This window comes from Erwinia sp. JUb26, assembly GCF_003751505.1.
Taxonomy (GTDB): Bacteria; Pseudomonadota; Gammaproteobacteria; order Enterobacterales; family Enterobacteriaceae; genus Erwinia.
Map to the genome: position 1 here is coordinate 695,872 of NZ_RJVB01000002.1, position 16,995 is coordinate 712,866.

Below are 16,995 nucleotides of genomic sequence, written 5' to 3' on the forward strand. Positions count from 1 at the left end.
GATGCCAACGATTCATTTGAACAACCTCACCAAGACCTACCCCGGCAGCGATGCACCGGCGGTCAACAACATCAACCTGACGGTGAAAGACGGCGAGTTTATGTGCCTGCTGGGGCCGTCCGGCTGCGGCAAAACCACCATCCTGCGGATGATCGCCGGGATCGAGCACGCCAGCGGCGGCGAGATCCGCATTGGCGAGAAGATCGTCGACTCCATTGCCCACGGCACCTGGGTGCCGCCGGAAAAGCGCGGCATTGGTCTGGTTTTCCAGAGCTACGCACTGTGGCCGCATATGACGGTGGAGCAGAACGTGGATTTCGGCCTGCGCCTGCAAAAGGTGCCCACCCGCGAGCGCATTGCCCGCTGCCAGGATGTGATGGAAAAGCTGCGCATTGCCGACTACGCCAAACGCTACCCGGCCCAGCTTTCCGGCGGCCAGCAGCAGCGCGTGGCCCTGGCCCGTATGCTGGCGGTGAATCCTGGCGTGCTGCTGCTGGACGAACCGCTCTCCAACCTCGATGCCACTCTGCGGCTGGAGATGCGCGCCGAGCTGCGCCGCCTGCATGAAACCTTTGGCACCACTATCGTCTTCGTCAGCCACGATCAGTGGGAGGCAATGACCCTCGCCACCACCATTGCGGTGATGAGCGCCGGGCATATGCAGCAGGTCGGCACCCCGGATGAGATTTACGCCACCCCGGCCAACCGCTTTGTCGCCGAGTTTATCGGGACGCCACGGCTGAACATGATCCCGCTGAACCAGCCGGTCAGCCCGCTGGCACGGCATCTTCAGCAGCGTTTTGATCTACTCGATCGCACCCTGCACTGCGGCATCCGCCCGGAGGAGATCGTACTCAGCGAAGGGGCAGGCAACAACGGCATTGCGATGACCATCGACAACATTATGCCCACCGGCGGTAGCTGGGTGATTGAACTGGTGGCCGGAGACGATCGCCTGTTCCACTCCACGCAGCTGCGTCCGCGCTGGCAGGCGCGCCAGCAGGTGCACTGTCAGCTCCCGACCCACTCCCTGCACTTCTTTAACAGCAGCGGGCTGCGTCACGACGTTTACGCACGTTAATTCGTTTTTATCACTTTAAGGGAACCACCATGAAGCGCAATTTGACCGCCGCCGTTGTCGCCAGCGCCCTGCTGAGCAGCACCGTTGCTCAGGCTGAAACGTTCGATCTTCAGCAGCTGATCGCCGCCGCAAAGCAGGAGCAGCCGATTACCGTTTACGCCTCCACCGGCAAAATCGTCCAGCAGGCGAAAGCCTTCAGCGAGCAGTACGGGCTACAGGCTAACGGCGTCAAGGCCGATGCGCCGCAGATTATTGAGATTATCAGCCGGGAAGCGCAGGCGAAAAACGTGCGGGCCGATGTCGCCATCGTTGAAGATGCCCCGGCGGGCATGACCCAACTGCTGAACAAAGGCTATGTGCAGAGCTGGGTGCCAGGCGATCTGAAAGGCAGCATCCCCGCGCGCTATCAGGACCCGCTGACTGTGGTGCTGGCACCGAACGTCTTCGCCTATAACACGGCTCATCACGCCACCTGTCCGGTAGACAATATCTGGCAGCTGACTGAAGCAACATGGCGTGGCCGCGTGGCGATGCAGGATCCGACCAGCAAACCAGCCTATACCGACTGGTTCAGCCAGATGGAAACGCACTACGACCAGCAGGTGCGCGATGCCTACCAGCAGCAGTTCGGCAAGCCGCTGCAAACCGATGAGAAGTCCGCCACCGCAGCCTTTGTGAAGGCATTGGCGGGCAACGGCGTGCTGCTGACCCACTCCGATAACGACGCCGCCTCCGCTATCGGCGCACCGGACGGTAAAACCGACTTCGTTGGCCTGGTGTCCACTGCCAAGTTCCGCGACAACAAGCAGAGTATGAAGCTGGGCCTGTGCAGCGGGCTGAAGCCGTTTATCGGCTGGAATTATCCGAGCCTGGGCGTGGTGGCCACCGGCAGCAAAAGCCCGAACACCGCGAAGTTGTTTATCCACTATCTGCTGACCGCCGAAGGCATCGCCCCGCAGGGCGTGGACGGCAAAATGTCTACCAACCCGGCGGTAAAACTGCCTGCCGATGAGGCTTCCGGCATCGAAAAATATCGCGGCGAACTGATGGAATACCTGACCGCCACGGCGAAAGAGGACTGGAAAAGCCGCCAGGACTGGCAGGATATCTGGAGCCTGAACTACAAAAAATAACGCCCCGCGCAGCGACGGGGCCGTTCCTCTTCACTTTGAACAGGCAGCATACTTTGACCACGATTGATATTGCACAGCGCGAAGCGGCGCTCAAACGCATTGTTACCGAAGCCGGGGATACCGCCCTGCGCTTTTTCCACTCGCGTAAAGCAGGGGAATACGAACTGAAGGGCCACCAGGATATCCTGACCGAGGCCGATACCTTCGTTGAGGCGCTAATCCTGCAGGCGATTAGCGAAGCCTTCCCCGACGACCTGATCCTCGGCGAAGAGTCCGCCAGCCAGCCCGCCAGTGCGGAGAGCCTGTGGGTCGTCGATCCGATTGACGGCACCGCTAACTTTGCCCGTGGCATCACCCACTTCTGCGTCTGCATTGCCTGGGTTCATCACGGCGTCACCGAACTGGGGGCGATTTATAATCCCTCAAGCCAGGAACTCTATCTGGCACGGCGCGGCCACTATGCGCTGAAAAATGACCGGCCTTTGCGCTGCACCTCCATTACCGACACGCAGCGTGCCGCCGTGGAGCTGGGCTGGTCTGCCCGCCACAGCCAGCGCCGCTATCTGGATGTGATGACATCGATCCTGAATCAGGGCACCAGCATACGACGCGGCGGCTCCGGCGCACTGGCGCTGGCGTGGGTGGCGGAAGGCCGCACCGACGGCTACGTGGAAATCCATATGAATGCCTGGGACTGCCTGGCGGGCATGCTGCTGGTGCGTGAAGCGGGCGGCCGAATTGGTATCGCTCCCGAAACGGCCGAAGGCATTTTCAACGGTCTGCCGGTGCTGGCCGTCGCGCCGGGCATTGCCAGCGAACTGTCCCGTGCGGCGGGAATTCCGCTGGCGGAAGAACCGCAGGATACGGATTATCACGCCGCCGGTTCTGAGGCAGCGCCCGCCGCTGGCGTAACGGTGAAGCACAGTGAATCGGGCGCAGTCAGGGCATCGGCCATCGCACAGGCGGCGGATGCAGCTCAACCGGCCGTGCCGCACTATCCCCGTCCGCCGATCAGCCTGATTGCGGAAGACTTCCCCGGCTGGGGAATGGATATCTATATCGGCGGTTCCACCGGTGTGAGCGATGCCGCGCTGCTGGCCGAACACGATATCGGCGTGGTGATTAACTGCGCGGTAAACCTCGATATCGACTGGGTCAACACGCCGGAGGCCGGAGCCGCCGCGCATCTGCTCTCCCATGGTGCGGGTCCGGTTCGCTACTACAAGTTGGGGCTGATTGACGGCGACGGCAACGCGCCGGAGATGCTGCACGCGGGCTATCAGCTGATGCGCTCGGCGCTGCTGCAGCAGATCCCGGAAAAAGCCTCCTACCGCAACCGCCGGCGCGGCAATATCCTGGTCAATTGTCGCGGGGGCCGCAGCCGCTCCGTAGCTTTAGTGGCGCTGTTTATGCATCTGGAGTGCCCGGCGCGCTTCCCGACGCTCGACGCCGCGATTGCGTTAATCCGCGACCGCCGCCAGCTCCACCCGGATGAATGGTTTGAAGCGCCGAAACCGTCACTGACCCGGCTGGCGGAACAGGCCATTCTTCGCGAACGGGCCATCGCCGCAGCGGAACCGTGCGATGAGCGATAGCAGCAAGCCGTCCGGATTTGCCAGCGCCACCGAGGTGGCGCGCCTGGCGGGCGTATCGCGCTCGGCGGTATCGCGCACCTTTACCCCCGGCAGCAGCGTCTCGGCGGAAACACGGCGCAAGGTGCTCGCCGCCGCCGAAGTGCTGAACTACCACGTTAACCATCTGGCGCGCGGCCTGTCGAAGGAGGCCAGCCGCCCGGTGTGTATTCTCGGCGGTAATCTGGCGTCGCCGTATCAGTCCAGCCTGCTGGAGCACCTGACCCGCCGCCTGAACAAGGCCGGACGGGCGGTGATGGTGATCAACACCGACGACGGCGAAGCGAGCGCCAAAGAGGCCCTGCAGCAGACATTAAACTACCGATCCACCGCCACTATCGTGCTGTCGGGCAAACCGCCCGGCTCGCTGATTGAGATCTGTCTGCAAAGCGGGCAGCAGGTAATTCTGATTAACCGCATGGGCCAGTATGCCGGCGCGGACACTATCGACATCGATTACAGTTCAACGATGAAAGAGGCTTTTGACCACCTGATCGCTGCCGGATGTCAGCATCTTGCCGTAGTTTCCTCCTCAGCGCGCTCGCCCAGTATGGTGATCCGTGAAACCGGCTTTATGCAGGCCGCGGCCGACGCGGAGACCGACGTTTCCCTGATCCGCCCCGGCAGCACCAGCTACCAGACCGGCGTGCTTGCCGCGCGCGAGCTGCTGAGCCACCCAACACGCCCGGACGGCGTGTTCTGCGTGACCGATCTGATCGCCTGCGGTTTTATCGACGCCGCTCGCCACGAATTTGGCCTGCGCATTCCGGAAGATCTCTGCGTGATTGGCTTCGATGATATCGAACAGGCCAGCTGGCTGGGCTATCGGCTCACCACCTTCTCGCAGCCGCTGGCGGAGATGGCAGAGGCGGCCTGCGAGCTGCTGCTTTCCCCGGACGCAGAACGGCCGGAAAGACGGATTTTTGATGCGCGGCTGGTGAAGCGAGGAACGCTGCGCTGAATCCGTTTTAGGCACAAGTGTAATCGGCATCAGCAAATGAAATATTCAGCGACTTTTGACTAATAATCCCCCAAAAAGCAGTGGGATTTATCGTATACTGATTGCGCTATAAGAATAAATTCACCTCGCTGAACGTCCACCGTCCTCGAAGCCGTTGGTTGCCGCACAGCACCCCGCCCCCGCGCGGGGTTTTTGTATTACAAAGATAAAATGGACATACCGCGCACTGCGGGATGCTGATAAGCATCAGAGAATAACAGGAGACTTCATGGCTAACCCTTATCGCGAACTGTTTGCCACCCCGGGTGCACTGGGGCTGGCGCTCGCGAGCACCGTTGTGCGCCTGCCGCAGGCGATGATCGGCATCGGCATTGTCACCATGCTGGTACAAAAAACCGGGCAGTACTGGCTTGCCGGTGCCGTAGCAGGCGTTTACACGCTGGCGAATGCGCTGGTCGGCCCGCAGATTTCCAAGGTGGTGGATCGACGCGGGCAAAGCCGGGTGCTGCCGTATGTTACCGCCTACAGCATCGGCATGCTGACGGCGCTGATTGCCGCCGTTTATCTGCAGGCACCTGCCCCGCTGCTGTTTATTCTGGCGCTGCTGGCGGGGGCGATGCCGAGCATGCCGGCGATGATCCGCGCCCGCTGGCTACAGCTTTTTCGCGGCAGGCCGCAGCTGCACACCGCGTTTTCTCTGGATACGGTGATCACCGAATTAGTGTTTACCATCGGCCCGCCGGTGGCCATCGTGCTGAGTACCAGCTTCTTCCCCGAGGCCGGGCCGCTGGTCGCGCTGCTGCTGCTGATTGTGGGCATAACCGCCTTTCTGATGCAGAAGCAGACCGAGCCAAAAGTGGTGGAAGGTCTCGGGAAGCAGACCAGCTCAACCCTGCTGATCCCCGGCGTGCGCACCATTGTCTTTGCGCTGCTGGCGCTGGGGGTGATTGCCGGTTCGGTTGAGGTGGCGGTGGTTGCCTTCGCCAATATGCAGGGCTGGCCGGCCGCTGCCAGCTTTGTGCTGGCCGCCTATGCGCTGGGATCGATGATCGCCGGCCTGCTGTTCGGTACGCTAAAAATTACCGCCCCGATTGAGAAGCAGTTCCTGTGCGGCGGTGTGGTAATGGCGGTGACCACCCTGTTCCCGATTTTATCCCCCAGCGTTTACGTGCTGGCCGCCACGCTGTTTATCGCCGGCGTGTCGTTTGCACCGACGATGGTTATCGTGATGAATATCGGCACCACGATTCTGCCGCCATCAAGGATAACCGAAGGGCTGACGTGGATGACCACCGGCATCAGCCTCGGCGTGGCGCTGGGCAGCGTGCTGGCGGGTATGGTTATCGATTTCTACGGCGCACGGGCCGGATTCAGCGTGGCGATGGTCGCCGGGCTGGTGATGGTGCTTGTCGTGCTGATGGGGCTGCGCGTGCTGCGCTCGTCGTCTGCGGTGTGCGTTGAGACGGCGAGTTAACCCTCGCCGTAGCAGGCTAAAGGGTGATCATTACTACTGGTATCTAGCTTGATTCTGGGCTTGATGCCAGTTCATAGCTGGAGAAATAAAGCATTAAAATCAAAAATGTTATAGCACACCACTTGTTATGCGGTTGACGACTCTATTTGGATTTTAATCTCATGTAGCAACGCCTGAATTAACCCCGATGCATAGCGCTGCGCACCAATACGTTCGTCATCGTTCTCAATGGCAAAAAATCGAGCGTAGGCAACAGCTCCCACTTTTTCAAAGCCCTCACCGTAGTCGTCATCGCAGAAACGCCGTGCCAGTGCGGCTAATCCATCCCTGAGTGCCTCCTGATGCAACCCCGAGCGAAGCCTGTCGACAAAAAGCGCAGCAACTTCTTTAACCGAACCTGAATATCGAATGACGTGAATCAGATCGGCAGCATCTTTATTTTCCTGCCGCTGGTCCAGTGCAATAGCCTTCAGGATCACAAAAGATGGGACATCAGCAAAACGCACCACATCCACAGATAGGCCACCGCCATCCAGAAGTGCTGCAGCAACTTCTCTTTCCCGATACCAGTCATTTACGATCCCAGCATGTTTGATTGTGAGAGCAGATACCGACTCACCGCTGACACTGACCGTCCTACCCGGAGTATCATTCCCTGCATCGCGAAGAAGTTCGACGACCACCTCAATCTGCTTATCGACCCTCCTACGCCATCTCCAGGACGCCGCTTTTCCATCTTCCAGCCATCGTTCAAATCCCCGAGCCTTTAGCTGATCCGCGAGGCTGGTGTATTCATTTCCAACGGCCAAAACTTCAAGATTTAGCACAATGTCTACATCAGAAGTCCCAACATGCATCGGCACATCCGGAGGGGATTCAGGGGTAAGGTAACGTGGCACCAACCCGCCCACCAGACGTAGCGTATCCTTCAAATTTCCAAATGCACTGAGCAGTGTCAAAAGCGTTCTCTCACACGCGGCAGTGATGTCAGTATCGTACCCCGATGCAGTACGAGGTTTCAGTTCCTTTGCCATAACAACTCCAGGTGTTTTCTAAAGCTATCTGCCAGTTCTTTATTGCGTCCACGTCCATTTAGCAAGTCCAGATACAGAATGTACGGACTGGCAAAATAACCCAGACGATCTGCGCACTTACTACGAAAAAGTAAGCTCGCACCCCGGCGTTCGACCAACGAGATATTGGCCCCTTTTGGGGCTGGTTTAAGATTCAGTGCTTCCGCCATCAAATGGCCGTCACCATCAGCCACAACGATTTCTGCGCTATCTGTACCCGTCAGTACAGGCACAATCGTATTGGCTGCAGCTGTTCCGGTGAAAGCCCAGGCGAAATCAAGTTGATGTGTATCTATCCTTTCGGCAAGCTCACCCAGCAGGAGGCCAGGATTTTCAACGAAGGTATACCATCTGGATTCCTGAGCATTACGCCCCTGCCAGTTTTCAGCCCAGGCGTCCAGTAGCAGCCCGGGTCGTATCAGCTTTCTACGTTTGCCCGGCCCCTTACCTTCCTCATTAACCCATTCCCGCAAAATGAGTTCCTGTAATACCAATGAACACGTGTATTGAGATGTCTGGGCAAGCCTCGCCAACTCCGTTCCTGATAGCCAGGTATCGTTGTGCATTAACAGAGCATGGACAACGTTTTCACGTGCATCAGTGAACAGATCAACCACACCCTCTTTTTTTCTCACTGGATTTGAGTTTTTTTCGATATTAATCAACCAGAAACCATGTTTGAGGAAAAGGCTTCCAACGAATTCGTAATAGGCAAAACCTGATTCCTTTAGTTCCCTTTTAGATCCGGGACTGAGGGATTGCGCGGCAACCATGCCAATAACGTCGCCAGGGTGGCGATGCGCATTTTTGCGAAGATTTAGCCGCCTGACCGCATTCCGGATATCTCTTGGATAACCGCTACTGACGATCTCAACATCAATAGTCAGCACGCTATTTTGCAGCTGAATCCTGACTGCGTCATCAGGAGCAGATTTTTCAGATGCATCGGGGTCGGATGCGGACACGGCTTGAATAACAGCATCGGTTCCGATTGCATCCGCCAGGCTATTGACCAACGCTTGCAGACTCTGCTTTCTAAATCCAGGCCTTGCGGCCCTGGTTCCAGCCATATTATTAGCCTTAAACTCGTTATTAGCTGTACAGCTAATAATATAAAATTAGCAAATATTAAAGCTAACCTAATCATAAACTGTGCAGATAACAAGCATTTTAAGGATGACCGAAACCTGAGGCTTAACGGGCCACAGCTAAAGACGCGAGTGAGCATGTGTCTGGAATAAAAAAACCCTGCCGGAGCAGGGTTTCATGGACTGACTTGCGTTCTTTACTTAGAACGGAATATCGTCATCAAAGTCCATTGGCGGTTCGTTGTTCGCCGGTGCGCTGTTCTGCTGTGGCTGCTGCTGCGGGCGAGACTGCGCGCCGCCGCTGAACTGGTTGCCGCCCTGAGGCTGCTGTGGCTGGCCCCAGCCGTTGTTGTTGTTCTGGCCCTGGCCGCCGCCTGCCGGTGCGCCGCCGCCCTGGCCGCGACCGCCCAGCATCTGCATCGTGCCGCCAACGTTAACCACGACTTCGGTAGTGTATTTTTCTACGCCGGCCTGGTCGGTCCATTTGCGAGTCTGCAGTGCACCTTCGATATACACCTGGGAACCTTTACGCAGGTATTCACCGGCCACTTCTGCCAGCTTGCCGAACAGCACAACGCGATGCCACTCGGTCTTCTCTTTGGTTTCACCGGTCTGCTTGTCACGCCAGCTTTCGGACGTAGCCAGAGTAATGTTGGCAACGGCACCGCCATTTGGCATGTAGCGGACTTCCGGATCTTGCCCCAGATTCCCAACTAAAATAACTTTGTTTACGCCTCTGCTGGCCATGTTGCTGTCTCCGATAAATGTGTCTGACTAAGTCTAAGCGCAAAATTCTAACACGCACACCTCCTAATGACACGTGCAGAGATCCGCGTTTTCGAGGCGGATCCAAAACTCTTTTTTAATACAACACATAACGATCGAAGAGGGAAACCACAGCAGAAAGCGGATCGCCGCAGATGGCACCTGACGCCAAAACACTGGTTATCCATTCAGGTTTTTTTGTGCCATAATGACGTGTTTCTTTTCTGGCCATGCCGGGCAGGCATGGTGAGGTATGTGCTAATCCGGGAATTGTGAATGGATAAGATCGAAGTACGGGGTGCCCGCACCCACAATCTGAAAAATATTAACCTGATCATTCCGCGCGATAAACTGATCGTCGTCACCGGCCTGTCAGGTTCCGGGAAATCCTCGCTGGCGTTCGATACGCTGTATGCCGAGGGCCAGCGCCGCTACGTGGAGTCGCTCTCCGCCTATGCGCGTCAGTTTCTCTCGCTGATGGAAAAGCCGGACGTTGACCATATTGAGGGGCTGTCACCGGCGATCTCAATTGAGCAAAAGTCCACCTCACATAACCCGCGTTCCACCGTCGGGACCATTACTGAAATTCACGACTACCTGCGCCTGCTGTTTGCCCGCGTCGGCGAGCCGCGCTGCCCGGATCACGATGTGACGCTGGCCGCGCAGACCGTCAGCCAGATGGTCGACAACGTGCTGGCGCAGCCGGAAGGCCGCCGCCTGATGCTGCTGGCACCGATTATTAAAGAGCGTAAGGGTGAACACACCAAGACGCTGGAAAACCTCGCCAGCCAGGGCTATATCCGCGCGCGTATCGACGGCGAAGTCTGCGATCTTTCCGATCCACCGAAGCTGGAGCTGCAGAAGAAGCACACCATCGAGGTGGTAGTGGATCGCTTTAAGGTGCGTGAAGATCTGGCGCAGCGCCTGGCGGAGTCGTTTGAAACCGCGCTGGAGCTGTCCGGCGGCACCGCCGTGGTGGCCGATATGGATGACCCGAAGGCCGAAGAGCTGCTGTTCTCCGCCAACTTCGCCTGCCCGATCTGTGGCTACAGCATGAGCGAGCTGGAACCGCGCCTGTTCTCCTTTAACAACCCCGCAGGTGCCTGCCCGACCTGCGACGGGCTGGGGGTGCAGCAGTATTTCGATCCGGATCGCGTGGTGCAGAACCCCGATCTGTCGCTGGCCGGTGGTGCCATCCGCGGCTGGGATCGTCGTAACTTCTACTACTTCCAGATGCTGCGCTCGCTGGCCGATCACCTCGGCTTCGACATTGAAGCGCCGTTCAGCTCGTTGAAAGAGTACGACCGCAAGGTCATTCTCTACGGCTCCGGCAAAGAGAATATCGAATTCAAATACGTTAACGATCGCGGCGATACCTCGGTGCGTAGGCACCCGTTTGAAGGCGTGCTGCATAATATGGAGCGCCGCTACAAAGAGACGGAATCCTCCGCCGTGCGTGAGGAGCTGGCGAAGTTTATCAGCAACCGCGCCTGCGCCAGCTGCAGCGGCACGCGCCTGCGTCGCGAAGCGCGCCACGTTTTTGTTGAGAACACCACGCTGCCGACCATTTCGGATATGAGCATCGGCCACGCGATGACCTTCTTCGAAAATATGAAGCTCAGCGGCCAGCGCGCGAAAATCGCCGAGAAGGTGCTGAAAGAGATTGGCGATCGCCTGCGCTTCCTCGTTAACGTCGGTCTGAACTACCTTTCCATGTCCCGTTCGGCGGAAACGCTCTCCGGCGGCGAGGCGCAGCGTATCCGCCTCGCCAGCCAGATCGGTGCCGGGCTGGTTGGCGTGATGTACGTGCTGGATGAACCCTCTATCGGCCTGCATCAGCGCGACAACGAGCGCCTGCTGGAAACGCTGGTCCACCTGCGCAATCTCGGTAACACGGTGATTGTGGTGGAGCATGATGAAGACGCGATCCGCGCCGCCGATCACGTGATTGATATCGGCCCGGGTGCGGGCGTTCACGGCGGGCAGATCGTCGCGGAAGGTACCGTGGACGACATTATGGCGGTCGAGGAATCCCTCACCGGCCAGTTCCTCAGCGGTAAGCGCGGTATTGCCATTCCCGCCGAGCGGGTTAAAGGCGATCCGGCGAAGGTGCTGAAACTGTCCGGGGCCAGCGGCAACAACCTGAAGGACGTGACGCTGACCCTGCCGGTCGGGCTGTTCACCTGCATTACCGGGGTTTCCGGCTCCGGTAAATCCACGCTGATTAACGATACGCTGTTCCCTATCGCCCAGCGTCAGCTGAACGGTGCCACCATTGCCGAACCGGCCCCGTACCGCGAAGTCAGCGGCATGGAGCATTTCGACAAGGTGATCGATATCGATCAGAGCCCGATTGGCCGTACCCCGCGCTCCAACCCGGCGACCTACACCGGGATTTTCACCCCGGTGCGTGAGCTGTTTGCCGGCGTGCCGGAGTCGCGCACCCGCGGCTACACGCCGGGCCGCTTCAGCTTTAACGTGCGCGGCGGGCGCTGCGAGGCCTGCCAGGGCGATGGCGTGTTGAAGGTGGAGATGCACTTCCTGCCGGATATCTACGTGCCGTGCGACCAGTGTAAGGGCAAGCGCTATAACCGCGAGACGCTGGAAGTGAAGTACAAGGGCAAGAGCATCCACGAAGTGCTGGAGATGACCATTGAAGAAGCGCGTGAGTTCTTCGATGCCGTTCCGGCGCTGGCGCGCAAGCTGCAAACGCTGATCGACGTGGGTCTGTCTTATATCCGCCTTGGCCAGTCGGCGACCACGCTCTCCGGTGGCGAAGCGCAGCGCGTTAAGCTGGCGCGCGAGCTGTCCAAGCGCGGCACCGGCCAGACGCTGTATATCCTGGATGAGCCGACCACCGGTCTGCACTTCGCCGATATCCAGCAGTTGCTGGAAGTGCTGCACCAGCTGCGCGACCAGGGCAACACCATCGTGGTGATTGAGCACAACCTCGACGTGATCAAAACCGCCGACTGGATCGTTGACCTGGGGCCGGAAGGCGGCAGCGGCGGCGGCGAGATCCTCGTGTCCGGCACGCCGGAAACCGTTGCCGAGTGCGAGAAGTCCCACACCGCGCGCTTCCTGAAGCCGCTACTGGCGAAATAAACGAAGAGGGGCGGTATCATTTCGCCCCTCTTTGCTCCCCGCAGTTTCCATTCGTTTTAATGACATATTTCTGACATTCAGCGCTAAATCTTGCAGAAACAGGCAAGATTTAGCGACGTTTAGACATCCCCACGTCATGCTTTCAGGACTATGCTTTACCCTCATCATTTGAGGAGGAAGGCAGCCTGTGTCATCGCCCTTCTCCCGCCGTTATGGCCTCGCGCCATCTCATCATTTACCGGAGACACCAATGAACATTACGCATGCTTATGCCGCCCAGGACGCAAAATCAAAACTGGCTCCGTTCGAATTCCAGCCGCGTGAACTGCGGGAACATGATGTGCAGATTGACGTGCTGTACTGCGGCGTTTGCCACTCGGACCTGCACCAGGCGCGCAATGAATGGCGTAACACCATTTTCCCGGTGGTGCCGGGACACGAAATCGTCGGACGCGTGACCGCCGTTGGCGCACACGGCCATAAATACAAGGTTGGCGACCTGGTCGGCGTGGGCTGCCTGGTCGATTCCTGTCGCACCTGCGAAAGCTGTAAAGAAGACCTGGAGCAATACTGCGAAGAGGGCTTCGTTGGCACCTATAACGGTCAGGATCGCATCAGCGGCGACATTACCTACGGTGGCTACTCCACGCAGGTGATTGTGCATGAAGACTTCGTGCTGCGTGTGCCGGAAAATCTCGATCCTGCCGCCGCCGCGCCGCTGCTGTGCGCCGGTATCACCACGTTCTCACCGCTGAACCACTGGGGTGTGGGTCCGGGTAAAAAAGTCGGTATCGTCGGCCTGGGTGGTTTGGGCCATATGGGCGTGAAGATTGCCCATGCGATGGGTGCGCACGTCGTGCTGTTTACCACTTCACCGTCAAAAATCGAAGACGGTAAGCGCCTGGGCGCGGATGAAGTGGTGATCTCGAAGGATGCCGACCAGATGGCGGCACATGCCAACAGCTTCGACTTTATCCTCAATACCGTGGCGGCTCCGCACGATCTGAACCCGTTTATCACCCTGCTGCGCCGCGACGGCACCATGACGCTGGTGGGCGCACCGGAACACGACCATCCTTCACCGCAGGTGTTTAACCTGATCTTTAAACGTCGCAGCATTGCCGGTTCGCTGATTGGCGGCATTAAAGAAACCCAGGAGATGCTGGATTTCTGCGGCAAGCACAACATCACCTCCGATATTGAGCTGATCAATATCAATCAGATTAACGAGGCCTACGAGCGGATGCTGAAAAGCGACGTGAAGTATCGCTTCGTGATTGATATCGATACGCTGCGGGCGTAACGCCCATTGCTCCGGTCGGCCAACTTGTCCGGCCGGAGCGACATCCTGCCACTTCAGCTCCTTTTCTGTCGCTCCGCACTGGCATTTAACACGGATCGGACGTCGTTCAATGCTCCTGTAACTCCCCATCTTTACTGCACGTAATCACTACAACGTTATTTCCGCCCGTCGCTATTGATATTTATACGGTTTTCTCACAATGGCCTTCGCGCCGTAATTTAAGACGGGAAAAGTGAATATTATCGACAATATTGAATTAAAAAGAGATTGATCGCGCTTAATACGACAGGTTAATAGTATTAAACGGCTATAAAGGACAATCGACAACATAATCAATGGACGGACCACTCAGATTATAAAGGGTATTACCCTCCCACCGGCAACGCATAACCCCATAAGTTTATTGATAAAAAACCTAAAATACTCAATGATACCGGTGACTCCTTTGTGTAATTCTCACCGATTACGCTTTATTGTGAGTCAGGTAGACAATTCCAGCGATTTCCTTTGCCTGATTAAATATTTTCTATTTGAATAAAATCCGATGAACCGCCTTTCCATGGTGCACTGCGCCGGTAATATGCACCAACAAAGTGCGAAAATATTAATTAAACGCCCGTTTACAGGCGGTTATTGTCTGGCATTGCTCTTGCATATGCTTGTATATACATGGCTGGACAATCACCAGCTCTATCCCAAACGAAATACAGAAGGAACCGCTATGCATTCTCTCCGTGTATTGAAACGTTCGCTGGCCGCGCTGTGCTGTGCCGGGATGTTATCCGCAGTGGCTGTCCCTGCTTTTGCCGCAGAAACGGACACCGTCAAAATGGGCGTTGAACCCTGGCTGGGCTACGGTCAGTGGCATGTTGCGGCGGATCAGAAGCTGTTTGAAAAACAGGGCCTGAAGAAAGTCGAGGTGATTAACTTTGCGGAAGATAAAGATATCAATGCCGCGCTGGCCAGCGGACAGATCGATGCCGCAAATATCGCCACCCATACCGCCATCGGGATGATCTCCGCCGGTCTGCCGATTAAAATCGTGATGGTGCTGGACCAGAGTAATACTGCCGATGCGATGCTGGTGACCAAAGATATCGCCACGCTGCAGGACCTGAAGGGTAAGCAGGTGGCCTATGAAGAAGGCACCACCAGCGACATTCTGCTGCGCAGCGCGCTGGCCTCCGCCGGGCTGAAGTTCTCCGATATTAAACCGGTGCCCATGCCGGCAGCCTCAGCGGGCAGCAGCATTATCGCCGGACGCGTCCCGGTCGCCGTGACCTATGAACCTTATCTCACCGTGGCAATGAAGGGCGATCCCAGCCTGAAAATGCTGTACAGCGGCCAGTCCGATCCCGGCCTGATCAGTGATGTGCTGGTGGTCCACGATGATTTTATTAAAAATCACCCCGAAGCCATTAAAGCGCTGATCAAAACGTGGGACAGCTCGCTGAATTACTACAACGCCCACACCACCGAGGCTCGCGCCATTATTTCCAAAGCGGTCGGCGCGTCTCCGGAAGACCTGCATACCGCCTTCGACGGCGTGAAATACTTCTCTCTGGCGGATAATAAAAAACTGTTATCCCATGACTTTAGTGAAAAAACCTTCCCTCACCTGCTGAAAGCGGCGACGGATGCCGGCATTGTCAGCCAGCCGGTGACCCCGCAGCAGACCATTGATGCCAGCTTCGTTAATAACCAGTAGCCATCCCTCTTTCTTCCCGCCGTTATGCGGCGGGGAGAAAGATGTCAGGAGGAAATATGAGTGTGGTTGAGCAGCAAAAAACACCTCAACAATCAAAAAAACGGCGCAGGCGCAGCAATCTGCTCACTATCGGGAAATCGCCTTCGCGCTCGCAGTTCCTGAGCATCGCCATCGGCGTATTTGCCCTGCTGATTTTTGTCTGGTGGCTGGCGACCTCAATGGGCGCCATTAAACCGATTTTCTTACCGGGAATTGAACGCGTCTGGCAGCGGATGGTCGCGCTAGCAGCAGACGGCACGCTGCAGAGTGATATTGAGAGCAGCCTGTACCGCATTATCATCGCCTTTACGATTTCATCGCTGATGGCGATTGTCATCGGCGTGCTGGCGGGCTGCTATGGCCTGGCGAAGGCGATTGTCGAACCGCTGGTCGATTTCGTGCGCTATATGCCGGTGGTGGCCTTCGTGCCGCTGACCATCCTGTGGACCGGCACCGACGATTTTCAGAAATTCCTGGTGATCTGGATTGGTACCTTCTTCCAGCAGGTGCTGATGATGATCGATGCCGTGAAGCGCGTTCCGCCTGATTTCATTGGCCTGGGCCGCACGCTGGGCATGTCGGACCGTAAGATCCTGCTGCGCATCGTGATCCCCTCCGCCCTGCCTGCCATCTGGGACGCCCTGCGCATCAGCATCGGCTGGGCCTGGACCTGGCTGGTGCTGGCCGAACTGGTGGCCTCTACCTCGGGGCTTGGCTACCGCATCGTGGTGTCCCAGCGCTATTTCCAGACCGACACCATTATCGGTTACATCCTGCTGCTCGGCCTGCTGGGCCTGATCACCGACCAGATTATGCGTGCCCTGGAGCGCGTGCTGTTCCGCTATAACCGGAGACGTTCCTGATGGCGACGCTAACGCTAAACAAGCTGGAAAAAAGTTTTCCCCTCGGCAAGAGCTACCGCCGCGTGCTGCACGGCATTGACCTGACGCTGAACGACAATGAGTTCGTGTCGATCGTCGGCACCTCCGGCTGCGGTAAAAGCACCCTGCTGTCGATTGCCGCCGGACTGGAGGATTTTGACGGCGGTGATGTGCTGGTCGACGGCGTGCCGATTGAAGGCCCGGGGCTGGATCGCGGCGTGGTGTTTCAGTCCTACACCCTGCTGCCGTGGCTGACCGCGCGCGGCAATATTGAGTTTGCCCTCAAGGCGGCAGGCACCCCGGCCAGCGAGTGCCGCGATATCGCCCAGCAGCATCTGGAACTGGTCAAGCTCGGCAACGCCGCCGACCGCTGGCCGGGTGAACTTTCCGGCGGTATGAAGCAGCGCGTGGCGATTGCCCGGGCGCTGTCCTACCGGCCGAAAATTTTGCTGATGGACGAGCCGTTTGGCGCGCTGGATGCCATGACCCGCCATCAGATGCAGCAGCTGCTGGTGGAGATTTGGGAAAAGCATCGCCTGACGGTGATGTTTGTCACCCACGATATTGAGGAAGCGGTCTGGCTTTCCGACCGTATCGTGGTAATGGGCCAGGGGCATATCGATTCCACTTTCGACGTCACCCTGCCGCGCCCGCGCCATGAAAGCATTAACCGCACCGCAGAATTCATCGAGCTGCAGCACGACGTGCTGAGCCGCATTCAACAACACGCGATTGGCTAACTGAAAAAAGGTA

The 16,995-nt window shown here is 57.6% G+C and carries 13 protein-coding genes; 10 read left to right on the forward strand and 3 right to left on the reverse strand.

What is annotated here, in order from left to right; all coding sequences use genetic code 11:
- Position 1: 1 nt before the first annotated feature.
- From EC836_RS08250 to EC836_RS08275, 5 genes are all read left to right on the forward strand, one after another.
- Entirely contained in the window at positions 2-1,081 is a 1,080-nt protein-coding gene (locus tag EC836_RS08250; protein WP_123331921.1) for an ABC transporter ATP-binding protein, read from the forward strand.
- A gap of 29 nt (positions 1,082-1,110) precedes the next feature.
- Positions 1,111-2,214: an ABC transporter substrate-binding protein gene (locus tag EC836_RS08255; RefSeq protein WP_123331923.1), complete on the forward strand. Its 1,104-nt coding sequence runs from the start codon at positions 1,111-1,113 to the stop codon at positions 2,212-2,214.
- 53 nt (positions 2,215-2,267) lie between these two features.
- Positions 2,268-3,809 (forward strand): inositol monophosphatase family protein, encoded by a 1,542-nt coding sequence (locus tag EC836_RS24940; RefSeq protein WP_233599181.1) that lies wholly within the window; start codon positions 2,268-2,270, stop codon positions 3,807-3,809.
- A complete protein-coding gene (locus EC836_RS08270) occupies positions 3,799-4,806 on the forward strand; it encodes a substrate-binding domain-containing protein (RefSeq protein ID WP_123331924.1) in 1,008 nt (335 codons plus the stop codon). Before EC836_RS24940 ends, EC836_RS08270 begins: the two co-directional genes overlap by 11 nt.
- A gap of 268 nt (positions 4,807-5,074) precedes the next feature.
- Entirely contained in the window at positions 5,075-6,280 is a 1,206-nt protein-coding gene (locus EC836_RS08275) for an MFS transporter (protein ID WP_123331926.1), read from the forward strand.
- Positions 6,281-6,405: 125 nt separating this feature from the next.
- On the opposite strand, the gene EC836_RS08280 is transcribed toward EC836_RS08275, so the two are convergent.
- The 3 genes from EC836_RS08280 to ssb1 form a co-directional block, all read right to left on the reverse strand.
- The gene (locus tag EC836_RS08280) at positions 6,406-7,314 is read right to left on the reverse strand and encodes a hypothetical protein (protein ID WP_123331928.1); all 909 of its coding nucleotides are present in this window, start codon (positions 7,312-7,314) and stop codon (positions 6,406-6,408) included.
- Entirely contained in the window at positions 7,299-8,423 is a 1,125-nt protein-coding gene (locus EC836_RS08285; RefSeq protein ID WP_123331930.1) for a type IV toxin-antitoxin system AbiEi family antitoxin, read from the reverse strand. The genes EC836_RS08280 and EC836_RS08285 overlap by 16 nt, the downstream gene beginning before the upstream one ends.
- 219 nt (positions 8,424-8,642) lie before the next feature.
- A complete protein-coding gene (ssb1, locus tag EC836_RS08290) occupies positions 8,643-9,188 on the reverse strand; it encodes a single-stranded DNA-binding protein SSB1 (protein WP_123331932.1) in 546 nt (181 codons plus the stop codon).
- Positions 9,189-9,482: 294 nt separating this feature from the next.
- Here ssb1 and uvrA point away from each other — a divergent pair, with 294 nt between their 5' ends.
- The 5 genes from uvrA (at position 9,483) to EC836_RS08315 (ending at position 16,982) form a co-directional block, all read left to right on the forward strand.
- Positions 9,483-12,311, forward strand: a complete 2,829-nt coding sequence (gene uvrA / locus EC836_RS08295; RefSeq protein WP_123331934.1) for an excinuclease ABC subunit UvrA — start codon at positions 9,483-9,485, stop codon at positions 12,309-12,311.
- Between the two features lie 250 nt (positions 12,312-12,561).
- Positions 12,562-13,614, forward strand: a complete 1,053-nt coding sequence (locus EC836_RS08300; RefSeq protein ID WP_123331936.1) for an NAD(P)-dependent alcohol dehydrogenase — start codon at positions 12,562-12,564, stop codon at positions 13,612-13,614.
- A gap of 721 nt (positions 13,615-14,335) precedes the next feature.
- Complete coding sequence (locus EC836_RS08305) at positions 14,336-15,322, forward strand: ABC transporter substrate-binding protein (protein WP_123331938.1); 987 nt, start codon at positions 14,336-14,338, stop codon at positions 15,320-15,322.
- A 56-nt stretch (positions 15,323-15,378) separates the two neighbouring features.
- A complete protein-coding gene (locus EC836_RS08310; RefSeq protein WP_123331940.1) occupies positions 15,379-16,224 on the forward strand; it encodes an ABC transporter permease in 846 nt (281 codons plus the stop codon).
- Positions 16,224-16,982: an ABC transporter ATP-binding protein gene (locus tag EC836_RS08315; protein WP_123331942.1), complete on the forward strand. Its 759-nt coding sequence runs from the start codon at positions 16,224-16,226 to the stop codon at positions 16,980-16,982. Before EC836_RS08310 ends, EC836_RS08315 begins: the two co-directional genes overlap by 1 nt.
- Positions 16,983-16,995 lie beyond the last annotated feature (13 nt).